This window comes from Bradyrhizobium sp. MI1.7 (genome assembly GCF_055811795.1).
The window spans coordinates 104033-117945 of sequence record NZ_JBVVPO010000024.1; the positions used below are offsets into that span (position 1 = coordinate 104033).

General features: G+C 63.0%; 14 protein-coding genes and 1 tRNA gene. 10 read left to right on the top strand and 5 right to left on the bottom strand.

What is annotated here, in order from left to right:
• The first annotated feature begins 104 nt into the window (after nt 1–104).
• Entirely contained in the window at nt 105–524 is a 420-nt protein-coding gene (locus AC0L3X_RS22380) for a CBS domain-containing protein (protein ID WP_063979803.1), read from the top strand.
• A gap of 137 nt (nt 525–661) precedes the next feature.
• Here AC0L3X_RS22380 and AC0L3X_RS22385 read toward each other — a convergent pair whose 3' ends face one another.
• The 3 genes from AC0L3X_RS22385 to AC0L3X_RS22395 all read right to left on the bottom strand — a co-directional run bounded on the left by AC0L3X_RS22385 (nt 662) and on the right by AC0L3X_RS22395 (nt 2434).
• On the bottom strand, nt 662–1060 hold the full coding sequence (locus tag AC0L3X_RS22385) for a hypothetical protein (RefSeq protein WP_063979804.1): 399 nt from the start codon (nt 1058–1060) through the stop codon (nt 662–664).
• Nucleotides 1061–1227: 167 nt separating this feature from the next.
• Nucleotides 1228–2010 (bottom strand): alpha/beta fold hydrolase, encoded by a 783-nt coding sequence (locus AC0L3X_RS22390; protein ID WP_063985911.1) that lies wholly within the window; start codon nt 2008–2010, stop codon nt 1228–1230.
• Between the two features lie 187 nt (nt 2011–2197).
• Entirely contained in the window at nt 2198–2434 is a 237-nt protein-coding gene (locus AC0L3X_RS22395; RefSeq protein WP_063985912.1) for a hypothetical protein, read from the bottom strand.
• Between the two features lie 169 nt (nt 2435–2603).
• On the opposite strand from AC0L3X_RS22395, the gene AC0L3X_RS22400 reads away from it, so the two are divergent.
• Nucleotides 2604–4676 (top strand): hypothetical protein, encoded by a 2073-nt coding sequence (locus AC0L3X_RS22400; RefSeq protein ID WP_063985913.1) that lies wholly within the window; start codon nt 2604–2606, stop codon nt 4674–4676.
• Nucleotides 4677–4913: 237 nt separating this feature from the next.
• On the opposite strand, the gene AC0L3X_RS22405 is transcribed toward AC0L3X_RS22400, so the two are convergent.
• Nucleotides 4914–4990: transfer RNA gene (locus AC0L3X_RS22405), tRNA-Arg, on the bottom strand.
• A 321-nt stretch (nt 4991–5311) separates the two neighbouring features.
• On the bottom strand, nt 5312–6811 hold the full coding sequence (locus tag AC0L3X_RS22410) for an ATP-binding protein (protein WP_094183985.1): 1500 nt from the start codon (nt 6809–6811) through the stop codon (nt 5312–5314).
• A 362-nt stretch (nt 6812–7173) separates the two neighbouring features.
• Between AC0L3X_RS22410 and rpmH the strand changes: the two genes are divergently transcribed.
• From rpmH to AC0L3X_RS22450, 8 genes are all read left to right on the top strand, one after another.
• Nucleotides 7174–7308 carry a 50S ribosomal protein L34 gene (gene rpmH, locus AC0L3X_RS22415; RefSeq protein WP_008542748.1) on the top strand — a complete coding sequence of 45 codons (135 nt, stop codon included), beginning with the start codon at nt 7174–7176 and terminating at the stop codon, nt 7306–7308.
• A 28-nt stretch (nt 7309–7336) separates the two neighbouring features.
• The gene (gene rnpA / locus AC0L3X_RS22420; protein ID WP_063979808.1) at nt 7337–7738 is read left to right on the top strand and encodes a ribonuclease P protein component; all 402 of its coding nucleotides are present in this window, start codon (nt 7337–7339) and stop codon (nt 7736–7738) included.
• 16 nt (nt 7739–7754) lie between these two features.
• Nucleotides 7755–9596: a membrane protein insertase YidC gene (yidC, locus tag AC0L3X_RS22425; protein WP_063979809.1), complete on the top strand. Its 1842-nt coding sequence runs from the start codon at nt 7755–7757 to the stop codon at nt 9594–9596.
• A gap of 139 nt (nt 9597–9735) precedes the next feature.
• Nucleotides 9736–10389, top strand: a complete 654-nt coding sequence (yihA, locus tag AC0L3X_RS22430; protein ID WP_063979810.1) for a ribosome biogenesis GTP-binding protein YihA/YsxC — start codon at nt 9736–9738, stop codon at nt 10387–10389.
• A 38-nt stretch (nt 10390–10427) separates the two neighbouring features.
• Nucleotides 10428–10754 (top strand): DUF423 domain-containing protein, encoded by a 327-nt coding sequence (locus tag AC0L3X_RS22435; protein ID WP_063985914.1) that lies wholly within the window; start codon nt 10428–10430, stop codon nt 10752–10754.
• A gap of 192 nt (nt 10755–10946) precedes the next feature.
• Nucleotides 10947–11834: an acetylglutamate kinase gene (argB, locus tag AC0L3X_RS22440; protein ID WP_063979811.1), complete on the top strand. Its 888-nt coding sequence runs from the start codon at nt 10947–10949 to the stop codon at nt 11832–11834.
• 152 nt (nt 11835–11986) lie between these two features.
• The gene (locus tag AC0L3X_RS22445) at nt 11987–12973 is read left to right on the top strand and encodes a DUF1036 domain-containing protein (RefSeq protein ID WP_063985919.1); all 987 of its coding nucleotides are present in this window, start codon (nt 11987–11989) and stop codon (nt 12971–12973) included.
• A gap of 206 nt (nt 12974–13179) precedes the next feature.
• Nucleotides 13180–13872 (top strand): pyrimidine 5'-nucleotidase, encoded by a 693-nt coding sequence (locus tag AC0L3X_RS22450; protein ID WP_063979812.1) that lies wholly within the window; start codon nt 13180–13182, stop codon nt 13870–13872.
• Nucleotides 13873–13913 lie beyond the last annotated feature (41 nt).

Consider the following 13913-nt stretch of genomic DNA (forward strand, 5'->3'; position numbering starts at 1 on the left):
GGCGGGATGATTTTTCCTGCGCCTTCGTCGCGGCGCGCGTGCGGTCGCGCCCGGTTCGTAGTATAATCACGTCACGGGGGCTGCGTTCGCAACGGAGGTCCTCCATGAAGGTCAAGGACGTGATGCACAAGGGTGTCGATTGGGTCAGCCCGGACACCCCGATCACCGAGATCGCGAAGTTGATGCAAGGGCACGACATCGGCTGCATTCCGATCGGCGATGACGACCATCTGATCGGGATGGTGACCGATCGCGACATCGTCTGCAAAGGCCTCGCGAGCAAGAACTTCAACGCCGCGCGCATGACGGCGCGGGACGTGATGACCGAAGGCATCCATTGCTGCCGGGAAGACGACGATCTGGCGAAAGCCGTGCATCACATGGAGACGCTGAAAATCCGCAGGCTGCCCGTGATCAACAAGAGCAGGCGGATGGTCGGCATGATCAGCCTGGGCGATGTCAGCCAATTCGCCAGCGTTGATCTGTTGACCCAATGCGTCAAGGGCGTGTCGGCCCATCATTGATGGCGACCGCCACCCGGCGCCCGGAACTTCGTCGCATCGCTCGCAGGACCCCGCTGCCGGCGAACGCGCAGGCTATGATACGCGACCTGCCAAGAAGCTGCTCCGCCGTCTTCTCGTCCCCATTGTCACCTGCGCAGCTAATTCTTCAATTCGTTCCGCAGCTCATTCTTGGCGTTCCGCATCTTGCTCGCTCCCCTGAGCGGGGGCTTCGGCGGCGGAGTCGGATTCGCCCAACCTGCCATCTGCAGGCAGGTGAGTAGATCGACATAGCTTTCTATTCCCCCTGCCGCAGCCTCGCCTTCGCAACTAGCGCGCGCGGGGCCCGGAACAGTCAGCCAGGTCGAGCTCAGCTGTTGCTGCGCAATTGTCTCGTCACGCACGCACTCGCCGGCGTCCTGCGCCAGGGTGAGCCCTGAGGCCTTGTCGTCGGCGGAAACGTCCCGGCAAAGGGCTTCCACATTGAAGATGGGCACACGGTCTGAAATCGGAATCGTGGGCTGGCCAAGAAGCGACAGGACCAAGAGCGCTGCTTTCATAAAATCCTCCCTTGAATCGGGTTGGACGGGAAAGCTCCCGGGAGGTTAGGCCCGGTTTGTTTCCGGCCGGCTTCACCCGGCCTGCAAAGGGTTTCGTCCCTGCCCGGCAGCGCATTGTGGCTTCCCGACGGACGCCGGTCGCGGCGCGTCACGGCCGATGACGAAGCTTACCCGGGTCTTCGCACGTAGAGCGAGATAAACCGGTCGATCATCGGGTTGATCTGCTCCGGCACTTCCAGCGACAGGAAATGCCCGGAGCCGACGGCCTTGGCCGTGACCAGTTGCGGACACAGCTCCGCAAAACGATCCAGATCCGCGAGCCGATGGGCCGCTTCGATGTAGAGCACCGGGACCCGGCACGCCTGGGCGCATTCACGCGCCCGATGCACATCCCAGGGAAACAGACTTGTAAACGTGGACACCAGCACGTGCTGTGGCGTCGCCAGAAAGGTCTGTTCAACATGGGCGCGGCATCGGTCGGTCGGCAGACAGGAGTCCGCCACGATCTTCCGTACCTCGTCCGCAAAATTCGCGCCCCTTAAGCCCTCCAGATACCCGGCGAACACCGTCCCTGCCGAGGCAGGGAAGAGCACCCCTGAGTCGAGCAGCACCAGGCCTGCAGGAAAGTCCGGATAGCGGGCGGCGATTTCGAGCGCCATGTTGCCACCCATGCTCTGACCCACGATGATCGGCTTTGTGATCTGCTGTCGGTTGCACAGAAAGACGAGATCATCGGCGAAGCCTTCGATCGAATACGCCTGTTGCGGCTTGTCGCTCTCACCATGCCCCCGCAGCTCGGCATTCAATGCCCGACCTTGACGGGCGAAATACTCCATCTGCGGCGCAAAATGCGTGCGATCCCCGCCGAGGCCATGGACGAACAGGAATTGAAGCGGTCCCGCGCCGGCAATGTCGAAGGACAGCTGGATTCCGTTATGCGCGAGCTTCATGGGTCATCTCCGTATTCACCGAAATGTCCAGGCGTCTCTGGCCGGTCCTCAATCTAACCGGCGCCACACGGCCGATAAAGATGGGCACTGCCGCTTCGCCGCGGTGCAACTGCCGGAGTGAGCCAGGCGCGAGTAGCGCGCTCCGGCAGCCGCTCGCGACGTAACCGGATTGCGACCCGAGGTGATTTCAGCCGAGGCGGGCCACGATGGCTGCAACGGCCATCATTGCAGCCCCGACTATCACCGTGGCGATGCCGCCATAGGCAACGCCGATCGACCGCCAATGATACTCTGTCTGGAACGTGGCCAGAAGATTCTTCTGGAACGCGAACTCATTCGTTTCGTGCTGAAACAGCAGATTGCAGCCGAAATAGATCACACCGAGTCCCACGACAATCAGCATGATCTGCGAAAAAAGCTTCATTGGTGGAAATCCCGGCCACGCGAAATTTTAGTCACATCAGAAAGCATTTGCAACCATAAGCTACACCATATCTATAATGCGCCCCGCATTGGTTTTTTTGCGCAGTCGATCGAGCAGCTCTGTTGACCGCGTCCGCCGCTGGTCGGGACACGCGAGAGGGGCACCGCGAATGACTGCATTCATCCTGTCTGCCACCATAGCATTCGCGCTGTTCGAGTTGATTGCATTCACGCAATGGCCGCCACAGGGAAGCTTCATAGAATTCAGCGAGGAAACCCTGGGTCTGCAAGGGCCTGCTGCACGGGCGTTGCGCAGGATGGTCCAATTTCTGATTGTCCTTGTAATCCTGCTTGGTGTCCTGACCATCCATGAGGTCTCATCACCATTCAGCACACTCGCGAGGTATGAGGTCAACGTCATCATTGGCTTCATCTTCGGCCCGCTGTTTGCGATCTGGATCAACAGTGTCGTCGTTCACCGCGCCAATGAGGACTTGACCCGCGGCCAGATGTTCGCAGGGGCGGGCTTGGCACTCCTGTTCCTCCTGGGAGTCCTCGGTGGCGAGGGGTCGGGCCTGATCAAGCAGTACGCAAGAAGCTTGTCATCCGTGAAGCTCGGCGTCGCCGAATTGTCGTTTGCATCCAAGGAGCAGGGCAGCCGGGATCGGCTCGCATCGACGACCATTCCGAGCGCCAGCAAGGAAACATATGCGGCCGGGGGACCGAACGGCCTGCAAAATCTCGCGAGGCTTCACCTCATCATCAGACGCGACAAGGACTATTTGACCGAGATATTCACCCGAAGGCCGCAGGATAGGCCGGTTTCGGATATGCCGGTCGACGACTTGCGCAGCAGCGAGACGTTCACGCAGTCCACCATCGCACTTCCGTTGCAGTGTCTGTCCGCCTGGTTCGAGCAATCCGCGGATTCCGGTCCTGTCGAAAGATATCTCGCAAGCTACAGCAACGTATTCCGCCGACTTGAAGCACTCGATCGCCGAGCGGCCGCCCGCGGCCCGGCAATCGACCCGAGGGAGTTCGAAGCCGGATTGAAGCAGGTCAGCTCGGACTTCGTTCATAACGGCCTTCGCATGGCGGTGGATATCGCCTTGTCATCGACGTCTCCAAAAACCTTCGAGGCCTGCAAGCCATGGTATGATATCTATTGCCCTCCTAACGAAAAACCGGCGTCAATCGACGACGACACGTATGCCGGTCGGTGCCTGCGCGAAACGCTGTCCGAGTTCACCCGGTCGGATGGCGCAGCCAGGTCGGACAATGTCCAGGACCGGCTCGACTATGTTTTCCGAAATCTGGAGAAGATGATCACACCACAGCCAGCCAACCGGCGCGGGCTGGAGACGCTGCCTTACTTCGCGATCGGTCGTGCTAGCCTGATGACGCAAGCTGGACAACACGAGGCTGCAGCCGCCGTTCTGGACAACTGGCTCCGAGAACGACGGGAGACAAATTCAAGCGACGAACAACAGCGAAGATATGCGGCCAATCCAATGCTGCAGGTCAGGGACGAATGGTTCGCCCTGCGCATACGCGCGATGCTCGTAACCTATGTGGAAGAATGGCTGGAAGACCAGAACTCACAAGCAGCCACCATCGTCCGGACGGAGCACCTGCAAAATCTCCAGGAGACAATCGACGGCCTCAAGAGCCGGTTGTTGAAGGTCGATTTCTTCCAGGCGTTGAATAAGCAGTGTCCCACGACATGCCCGCTCACCTTCAAGCGGCCGGCAACATGCGAATCGGATGAATCGCAAACACGGATGAAGCTTTGGGGGGGCCTGTACACGTCCTACGTGACCATGGAGTACACCTATATCCACCGGGCACTGGAGCATCCAGACTACGCCGCGAAACTTGCCGAAGCGGTGAACGACGCCGCCCATCGACTCGCCAATTTCGACATGTCGTGCGGCACCAAATTTCCGGAGCGGGAGGTGATCTATGGGCAATCGCTGCTCGGGTTCGCCGAGAACGCCGTTGCCTATACCATGCTGCGCGCCAAGTTGGATGACCAGGTCGCCCAGCAAAAGCGGCTCGACGAAGCCGAGCGCGCCGTCAAACTCGGAATGCAAGTCGTCGATGATCTGGCCAGGATCGATCGCGAACGATCGCATCGGCCATATCTGGAGCGAATCGCACCGAGCCTCGCCGTCTCGGTTCAGGAGTTGCTAAGGCAGCAGCTTTTGAAGATTGAGAAGGCACGAGCCGACCTGAGCGGATAGGCTCACCTGTTCGCGTGGTCCGATCAAGGGCGCAGGCTTACGGAGGCGTCACGGTCGCCAACGCCGGCGACAGAGCAGCCAGCGTCAGAAGCATCCCAAAAGCATAAATTCCGAAGAGGCGCAGCATGGCCCACTCCATTTCCGTAGGCGCACAATATAGGAACGATGCCTTGAACGGCAAATGAATAACGGGCCATTAGAAACTAGGGGGTTCCTGCAGTGGAACAAGACTGCAAATGGCGCGCCCGGAACGATTCGAACGTCCGACCCTCAGATTCGTAGTCTGATGCTCTATCCAGCTGAGCTACGGGCGCGTTTTTCGCAAACAGTGCGGGCTAGGCCCGCAGGCAGCCTCCGGACAGCGCCGGAGGGGTGCGAAAGAGCGCTCTGACTAACCGCTCTTGCCTCGATTGGCAAGGTCTGGATTGGGGAGATTTTGTAGGGAGATGAGGGTTTCGGTGTCATTCCGGGATGGCCCAAAGGGCCAGGCCCGGAATCCATAACCCCGGCTGGTGGTTATGGATTCTCAGGTGCGCAATAGCGCACCATAGCTCGCGACTTCGTCGCGCCCCGGAATGACGGATAGATGAGTGCTCGATACCCGGAATGACGAAAGAGGCTCGGTCGCTGGCCGACTACGCCCTCTGCCGCTCGTTGCGGATGGAGAGGAGTTCCACGGGGCGGTCGGGGATGACGATCCGGAAGGTGGCGCCGATGGTGCCCTCGACCAGATGGATCTCGCCGCCATGGGCACGGACCAGCTCGGCGGCGATCGCCAAGCCAAGCCCGCTGCCGCCGGGGCGGCCGGAGGTCTGGAACGCCTCGAACAGATGGTCCCGGGTCTTCTGCGGGACGCCGGGGCCGGTGTCGGAGACCTCCAGGATGGCGACGGCACCTTCGCGCTTTCCCGTGATCCGGATCTGCTGGGCGCCGCCGTCGCCCGACGAATGGCTTTCCAGCGCCTGGGCGGCGTTGCGGACGAGGTTGAGCAGCACGCGGAAGAGCTGGTCGGGATCGGCATCGACCGCAAGCCCGCGCTCGATCGCGGCGACCCAGGCGATCGAGGCGTCGCTGGCGAGGCCCGCGGTTTCGCGCACCTCCAGCACCACGGGCTCGATCATGATCATGCGGCGGTCGGGGGCCGCTTCCTGGGCGCGGCCGTAGGACAGCGTCGACTGGCAGAAGGCGATGGCGCGCTCGAGCGAGCGCACCAGCTTCGGCGCAAAGCGCTGCACCCGCGGATCGGGCACGCTGGCGAGCTGGTCGGACAGGAGCTGGGCCGACGCGAGCAGATTGCGCAGATCGTGGTTGATCTTGGAGACGGCGAGGCCGAGGGCGGCGAGCCGGCTCTTCTGGTGCAGCATCGACATCAGATCGCGCTGCATGTCCGACAATTCGCGCTCGGCGACGCCTATTTCATCGCTGCGCTGGCTTGGCACGATGATCCGCGCCGAGCTTTCGGGGTTTTCGTGGAAGCCGACCAGGCTCGCGGTCAGCCGCCGCATCGGGCGCACGAAGAGATAATGCAGCACGAGATAGACGAGGCCCGCGGTCAGCACCGCGATGATCAGCGCGACCACCACGACGTTGCGGGAGAAGCGATACATCTGCTGCCGCAGCGGCAGCTCATCGGTCACGATCTCGATGAACTGGGCATTGCCGACGCCGGGCCCGACGATGCGGATGGCCTGGTTGCCGGTCTCCAGCATCATCCGGAACGAGCCGGTGATCGCCTCCCACACCGTCATGTCGCGCAGGTCGATGTCATGCTCGATGGCCGTGGGAAGGTTGTCGCTGGCGAGCAGCCGTCGCTGCTGCCCCATCTTGATGGCGACGGCACGCGCATTGATGCTTTTCAGGATCTCGCGCGACAGCGACTCGGGGACCATGCCGAGCGGGGCGGCGTCGAGCACCAGCGCGGCGGTGTTAGCCGCCGCGACGCGGTCATTGAGCCGGTTGACCCAGAAGTTGGCGATGGCGGGCACGTAGAGCAGGACAGCGGCGATCATCACCAGGGGGACGGTGAGCAGCAGCAGCTTGCCGGATAGCCCGAGCCCGCTGGGCCCACGCGGCCGCATCGCCGGCTGGCCCGGCTGATCCGTATCATGGACCGGCTGGAGGTCTGTCGCTGCCACGAAATTCGCCCCTGTTGGCTTTGTAATAGAGCCTGGCTGATGAAGGATGCGACCCGGCCGGGGGCCGGTCAAATTACGGATCGCTAATCTCTCAAGGTGGGATGTAAGCTCTGATATCGCGAGTCGCCACCTCAAGGGTTAAAAACCCCGCACAAACAGTGATATTCACCGGAACAGCGCGCTCTTGCGACGTTGACGAAAAGAAGACGCTCGCATATAAGCCGCGCAAATTGTCCGCGATGACCCGGTGCGCACGCCGGGAGCGGCTCTCTTGGGGCCGAAAAGGGCCCGTTTTGGGCCGCATCTTCCGGACTTTATCATCAATTCTACAGGCAAATTGCCCGGTCAGCGGAGAAAAACCCGTGAAGCGGACTTATCAACCCAGCAAACTGGTGCGCAAGCGCCGTCACGGCTTCCGTGCCCGTCTCGCCACTGCCGGCGGCCGCAAGGTTCTCGCCGCCCGCCGCGCCCGCGGCCGCAAGCGTCTGAGCGCCTGAGCCGGACCCCCATTTTTGGGATTTCATCATGGATCGGCTGAGGCAGCGAGCGGATTTCCTCGCCGTTGCCAATGGCGCGCGGGCGAATAGTCCCGCGTTCGTCCTGCAAAGCCGCCGCCGCGACGACAGCGGCCCGATCCGGATCGGCTTCACCGTTACCAAAAAGAACGGCAACGCCCCCCAGCGCAATCGCATCCGGCGCCGGCTTCGCGAATTGGTGAAGCGGCTCGACCCGGTGTCGATGCAGCCCCATCATGACTATGTACTGGTCGGCCGAAGGGACGCGCTCTCGCGCGACTTCGCCACCATGCTCGACGATCTGCGCATAGCGTTCACGAAGCCTGCGCGGCATACGCACAAGGGACGCGGCTCAAGAACCGACGGCTCAAGGCCCGGCCCCGCTCCTGCGACCAGCCGCAAACCGGATTGATGACGAGACAATAGTGATGACCGACAATCGCAATACCATCCTCGCCGTCATTCTGTCGGGCCTCGTCCTGATCGCCTGGCAATATTTCTACAATGTGCCGGCGATGGAGAAGCAGCGCGCCCAGCAGCAGGCGCAGGCCGAGCTCCAGAAGAACACGCCGCAGCCGACGGCCTCCGCAACGCCGGGCGCCGCGCCGCAGCCCGGCAGCGCGGCCCAGCCGGCAACACCGGCCGCGAACCAGGCCCAGCCGGTCGTTTCCCGCGAAAGCGCGATTGCAGCCAGCCCGCGCGTGAAGATCGACACGCCGCGGATTGCCGGCAGCATCTCGCTGAAGGGCGGCCGCATCGACGACATTGCGCTGGTGCAATACCGCGAGACGGTCGACCCGAAGTCGCCGCCGATCGTGCTCTATTCGCCCTCGGGCACCGCAGAACCCTATTACGCCGAGTTCGGCTGGGTGCCGGCGACGGGCGTGACGGCCAAGCTGCCGGACGCCCAGACCCTCTGGCAGCAGGACGGCAGCGGCAGCCTGACGCCGACGACGCCGGTGGTGCTGAAATGGGACAATGGCGAGGGCCTCACCTTCCGCCGCACCATCGCGGTCGACGACCATTATCTCTTCACGCTCAAGGACGAGGTGAGCAATGTCGGCAACGCGCCTGTTACGCTCTACCCGTTCGCGCTGATCTCGCGCCACGGCACGCCGCAGGTCTCCGGCTATTACATCCTGCATGAAGGCCTGATCGGCTATCTCGATGGCTTGCAGGAATACGCCTACAAGAAGATCGACGAAGCCAAGGCGGTGAACTTCAAGGCCACCAATGGCTGGCTCGGCATCACCGACAAGTACTGGGCTTCGGCGCTGCTGCCGGACACCAGTGCGCAGCTCCAGGCGCGTTTCTCGTCGAACCCGGTCGGCAACGTCCACACCTACCAGACCGACTATCTGCTCGACCCCGTCACCGTCGCGATCGGCGGCACCGCGACTGCGAACGCGCGGCTGTTCGCCGGCGCCAAGGAAGCCGGCGTGGTCGGCGTGTTCCCGTTCGCCGGCCTCGGCGGCTACAACAAGGAGCTCGGCCTCAACCATTTCGATCTGTTGATCGACTGGGGCTGGTTCTACTTCATCACCAAGCCGATGTTCCTCGGCCTCGACTTCTTCTACCGCTTCTTCGGCAATTTCGGCATCTCGATCCTGCTCGTCACCGTGATCGTCAAGCTGCTGTTCTTCCCGCTGGCCAACAAGTCCTACGCCTCGATGGCGAAGATGAAGTCGGTCCAGCCGCAGCTCCAGGCGCTGAAGGAGCGCTTTCCCGACGACAAGGTGAAGCAGCAGCAGGAGATGATGGAGATCTACCGCAAGGAGAAGATCAATCCGGTCGCCGGCTGTCTTCCCGTGGTGATCCAGATCCCGGTGTTCTTCTCGCTCTACAAGGTGCTGTTCGTCACCATCGAGATGCGGCACGCGCCGTTCTTCGGCTGGATCAAGGATCTCTCCGCGCCCGATCCGACCAACCTCTTCACCTTGTTCGGCCTGATCCCGTTCGATCCGACGACGATTCCGGTGTTCGGCCACTACCTCGCGCTCGGCATCTGGCCGATCATCATGGGCATCACGATGTGGTTCCAGATGAAGCTGAACCCGACGCCGCCGGATCCGACCCAGCAGCTGATCTTCAACTGGATGCCGCTGATCTTCACCTTCATGCTGGCGGGCTTCCCGGCCGGTCTCGTGATCTACTGGGCCTGGAACAACACGCTCTCGGTGCTCCAGCAGAGCTTCATCATGCGCCGCAACGGCGTGAAGGTGGAGCTGTTCGACAATCTCAAGGCGACGTTCGCGAAGAAGGCGACGTAGCGCAGTCATTGTTGGGCGCAAATGCCTCCACATCGTCATGCCCGGGCTTGTCCCGGGCATCCACGTTTTGGAGGGTACCGTGTGGACAGACGTGGATGGCCGGGACAAGCCCGGCCATGACGAGAGGTGAGATCTTCGCATGACCGACGACAAAGATGCGAAGCTGATCGAAACCGGGCGAAAGCTGTTCACCCGCGACTGGCAGTTCATCTGGGCCTCGCCCTCGATTGCGACGCTGCCGCCGATGGACGGGCTGGAGATCGCCTTTGCCGGCCGCTCCAATGTCGGCAAGTCCAGCCTGATCAACGCGCTGACCGGCCGCAACGCGCTTGCGCGCACCTCGCACACGCCGGGCCGCACCCAGGAGCTGATCTTCTTCGAGGTCCCCGGCAAGAAGGACCTGCGCCTCGTCGACATGCCCGGCTACGGCTACGCCAAGGCGCCGAAGACGCAAGTCGCGTCCTGGACCGAGCTGATCCACAAATTCCTGCTGGGGCGCGCCTCACTCGCACGCGTCTACGTGCTGATCGACGCGCGGCATGGCCTCAAGGACGTCGACCTCGAAATCCTGGGGACGCTCGACCGTTCCGCGGTGAGCTACCAGATCGTGCTGACCAAGGCCGACCAGGTGAAGGCGTCCGAGCTTGAGTCCCGCATCACCGAGACCGAGGCCGCGCTGGCAAAACATCCGGCGGCGTTTCCGAACGTGCTCGCGACCTCGTCACGGAGCTCGACCGGCATGGCCGAACTGCGCGCCGCGATGGCGAAGCTGCTGGAAGAGCGAACCTCGTGACGCCTGCATTCCACCTGCTGATTGGGCTTGCCGGTTTGATGGGCGCCGCCGGCGTCGCGCTGGCCGCCGCCTCGGCCCACGGCGCCGACGCCAGCCGGCTCGCCTCCGCCAGCGCCATGCTGCTGTTTCACGCAACTGCCATACTCGCAGGTGTCGCCCTGCTCGCGCGCGGCCTTCTGCACGGCGGAATTGGCCTCATCGCGGCGTTCGGCTTCGTGATCGGCGCCGCGCTGTTCGCGGGCGATCTCACCTTGCGGCAATATGCGGGGCACTCGCTGTTTCCGTATGCCGCGCCGACGGGTGGAACGGTGATGATCCTGAGCTGGCTGGCGGTGACGCTCGCAGCGGTGGTGGCAAAGCGCTGACCTGTAGCCCGGATGGAGTGCAGCGTAATCCGGGATTCTTACCGCAGGCACCGGCCCCGGATTACGCTGCACTCCATCCGGGCTACGAGGCTCCGTCCGGGGACACGAGAGCGACATGCCAGTCACACTTTGCGCCGCGCCCGCCAATCGGATAGAACGCGCACCGACAGTCCCGCCAGCGAGATCCGCCTCATGACCGACATCTCCCCGCTCGACCAGGCCCGCATCCTGTCCGAAGCGCTGCCGCACATGCAGCAGTATGACGAGGAAACCATCGTCATCAAATATGGCGGCCATGCCATGGGCGACGAGGAGACCGCGAAGAACTTTGCCCGCGACATCGTGCTGCTCGAGCAGACCGCGATCAACCCGGTGGTGGTGCATGGCGGCGGGCCGCAGATCGCCACCATGCTCAAGCGCCTCGGCATCCAGTCGGAGTTCGCAGCGGGCCTGCGCATCACCGATGCCGCGACCATCGAGATCGTCGAGATGGTGCTGGCCGGCTCCGTCAACAAGCAGATCGTCGGCTACATCAACGAAGCCGGCGGCAAGGCCGTGGGGCTGTCGGGCAAGGACGCCAACATGGTGAAGGCGTCGAAGACGACGCGCACCATCGTCGATCCGGGTTCGAACATCGAGAAGGCGATCGATCTCGGCTTCGTCGGCGACCCCGAGAAGGTCGACCTCACGCTGCTCAACCAGCTGATCGGCTACGAGCTGATCCCGGTGCTGGCGCCGCTCGCGACCTCCAAGGACGGCCAGACGCTCAACGTCAACGCCGACACCTTTGCCGGCGCGGTCGCCGGCGCGCTGAAGGCGAAGCGCCTGCTGCTGCTCACCGATGTGCCTGGCGTGCTCGACAAGTCGAAGAAGCTGATCCCGCAGCTTTCGGTGAAGGACGCGCGAAAGCTGATCGCCGACGGCACCATTTCCGGCGGCATGATTCCGAAGGTCGAGACCTGCATCTACGCGCTCGAACAGGGCGTGGAGGGCGTCGTCATCATCGACGGCAAGATGCAGCACGCGGTGCTGCTCGAGCTCTTCACCAACACGGGCACGGGAACGCTGATCCATAAGTGATGATGAGCGGGCCAAAGCAAGCCGTCATGGCCGGGCTTGTCCCGGCCATCCACGACCTTTCGTCTCGCGCCAAGAACGTGGATGCCCGGCACAAGGCCGGGCATGTCGAGCGAGCGCGTCGTCCCCGCCGCTCGACCCTGACCCGCTTGCTGATGACGCTGCCCGCGGCAGCCGTCTCGTTCTTCTTCTCCTCCGCGCCCGCCCTGGCCGACCTGAAAATCTGCAACCGCATGTCCTATGTTGTCGAGGCCGCGATCGGCATCGACGACAAGGCGGCGACCGCGACGCGCGGCTGGTTCAGGATCGATCCCGCCACCTGCCGCGTCGTGGTGCAGGGCACGCTGACCGCCGACCGCATCCTGCTCAACGCCCGCGCGCTCGGCGTTTACGGCGCCTCGCCAATCCCGCAGAACGGCAGCGACATGCTGTGCGTGGCACAGGACAATTTCGTTATCGCGGCTGCGCGGCAATGCCGCAGCGGCCAGACCCAGGCCGCGTTCACCCAGATCACGCCGACGCAAGCCGCGGACGGCAATTTCACGGCCTATCTCGCCGAGGATTCCGAATATGACGACGAGCAGGCCCGCCTCGCCGGCATCCAGCGGCTGCTGGTGATCGCGGGCTACGACGCGGCGCCGATCGACGGCGTCGACGGGCCGAAGACGCAAGCAGCACTTGCCGCCTTCCTGAAGAGCCGCGGACTGGCGGCGGACATCATGTCGTCGCCGAACTTCTTCAAGACCATGGTCGATGCGGTGCAGACGCCTTCTGCAACCGGCCTCACCTGGTGCAACGACACGCCGCACAAGGTGATGGCGGCGGTCGCCACCGACGACGGCAAGTCCGTGACCAGCCGCGGCTGGTATCGCATCGATCCCAAGACGTGCCTGCACCCCGATGTGACCGGGCAGCCGAAGCAGATCTTCAGCTTCGCGGAGGCCATCGATGCTGACAACCGCGTCATCAAGCTGAAAGACAAGCCGCTGAACTGGGGCGGCGACAAACAGCTGTGCACGCGCGAGACCAAGTTCGAGACCAACGAGCAGGCCGATTGCGGCGCGCGCGGATTCGCGGCGACGGGTTTTGGCGTGGTGGATATGTCGAGCGGCGGCAAGACGCTGCGCTTTGCGATGCCGTGATGGGTCAGACCGCGCCACAAACTCCGCTGTCGTCCCCGCGAACGCGGGGACCCATAACCACAGGCCGCAGTTGTTGGGCACGATGTAACTACGATCCCGCAAACGATTCCTCCCTGTGGTTATGGGTCCCGGATCTGCGCTTACGCTTGTCCGGGACGACAGCGGAGAGTGGGGCGGCGCTTGCACCCAACCGATAGAGATTTGATATGACCTCCTCGCGCACCTTTGCCCATGTCGACACCTGGGTGTTCGACCTCGACAACACGCTCTACCCGCATCACGTCAATCTGTGGCAGCAGGTCGACGCGCGGATCGGGGAGTTCGTCTGCAACTGGCTGAACGTCGGCCCGGAGGAAGCGCGCAAGATCCAGAAGGATTATTATCAGCGCTTCGGCACCACCATGCGCGGCATGATGACCCTGCACGGCGTGCACGCCGACGACTACCTCGCCTACGTCCACAAGATCGACCACTCGCCGCTGGAGCCGAACCCGGCGCTCGGCGAAGCCATAGCAAAACTGTCGGGGCGCAAGCTGATCCTGACCAACGGCTCGGTCGACCATGTCGATGCCGTGCTGGCGCGGCTCGGCCTGGCAACGCATTTCGACGGCGTGTTCGACATCATCGCCGCCGGGTTCGAGCCGAAGCCGTCGCCGCAGACCTATCAAAAATTCCTCGCCGACCATGCGGTCGATCCGACCAAAGCCGCGATGTTCGAAGACCTCGCCCGCAACCTCACCGTCCCGCACGCGCTCGGCATGACCACCGTGCTGGTGGTGCCTGATGGCACCAAGGAAGTGGTGCGGGAGGACTGGGAACTGGAGGGCCGGGACGCGCCCCATGTCGACCACGTCACGGATGACCTGACGGGGTTTTTGGGCAAGCTGTCGCCCAAATAGCCGCCGTCGTCCCGAGGCGCGAAGCGAGCCCGGGACCCATA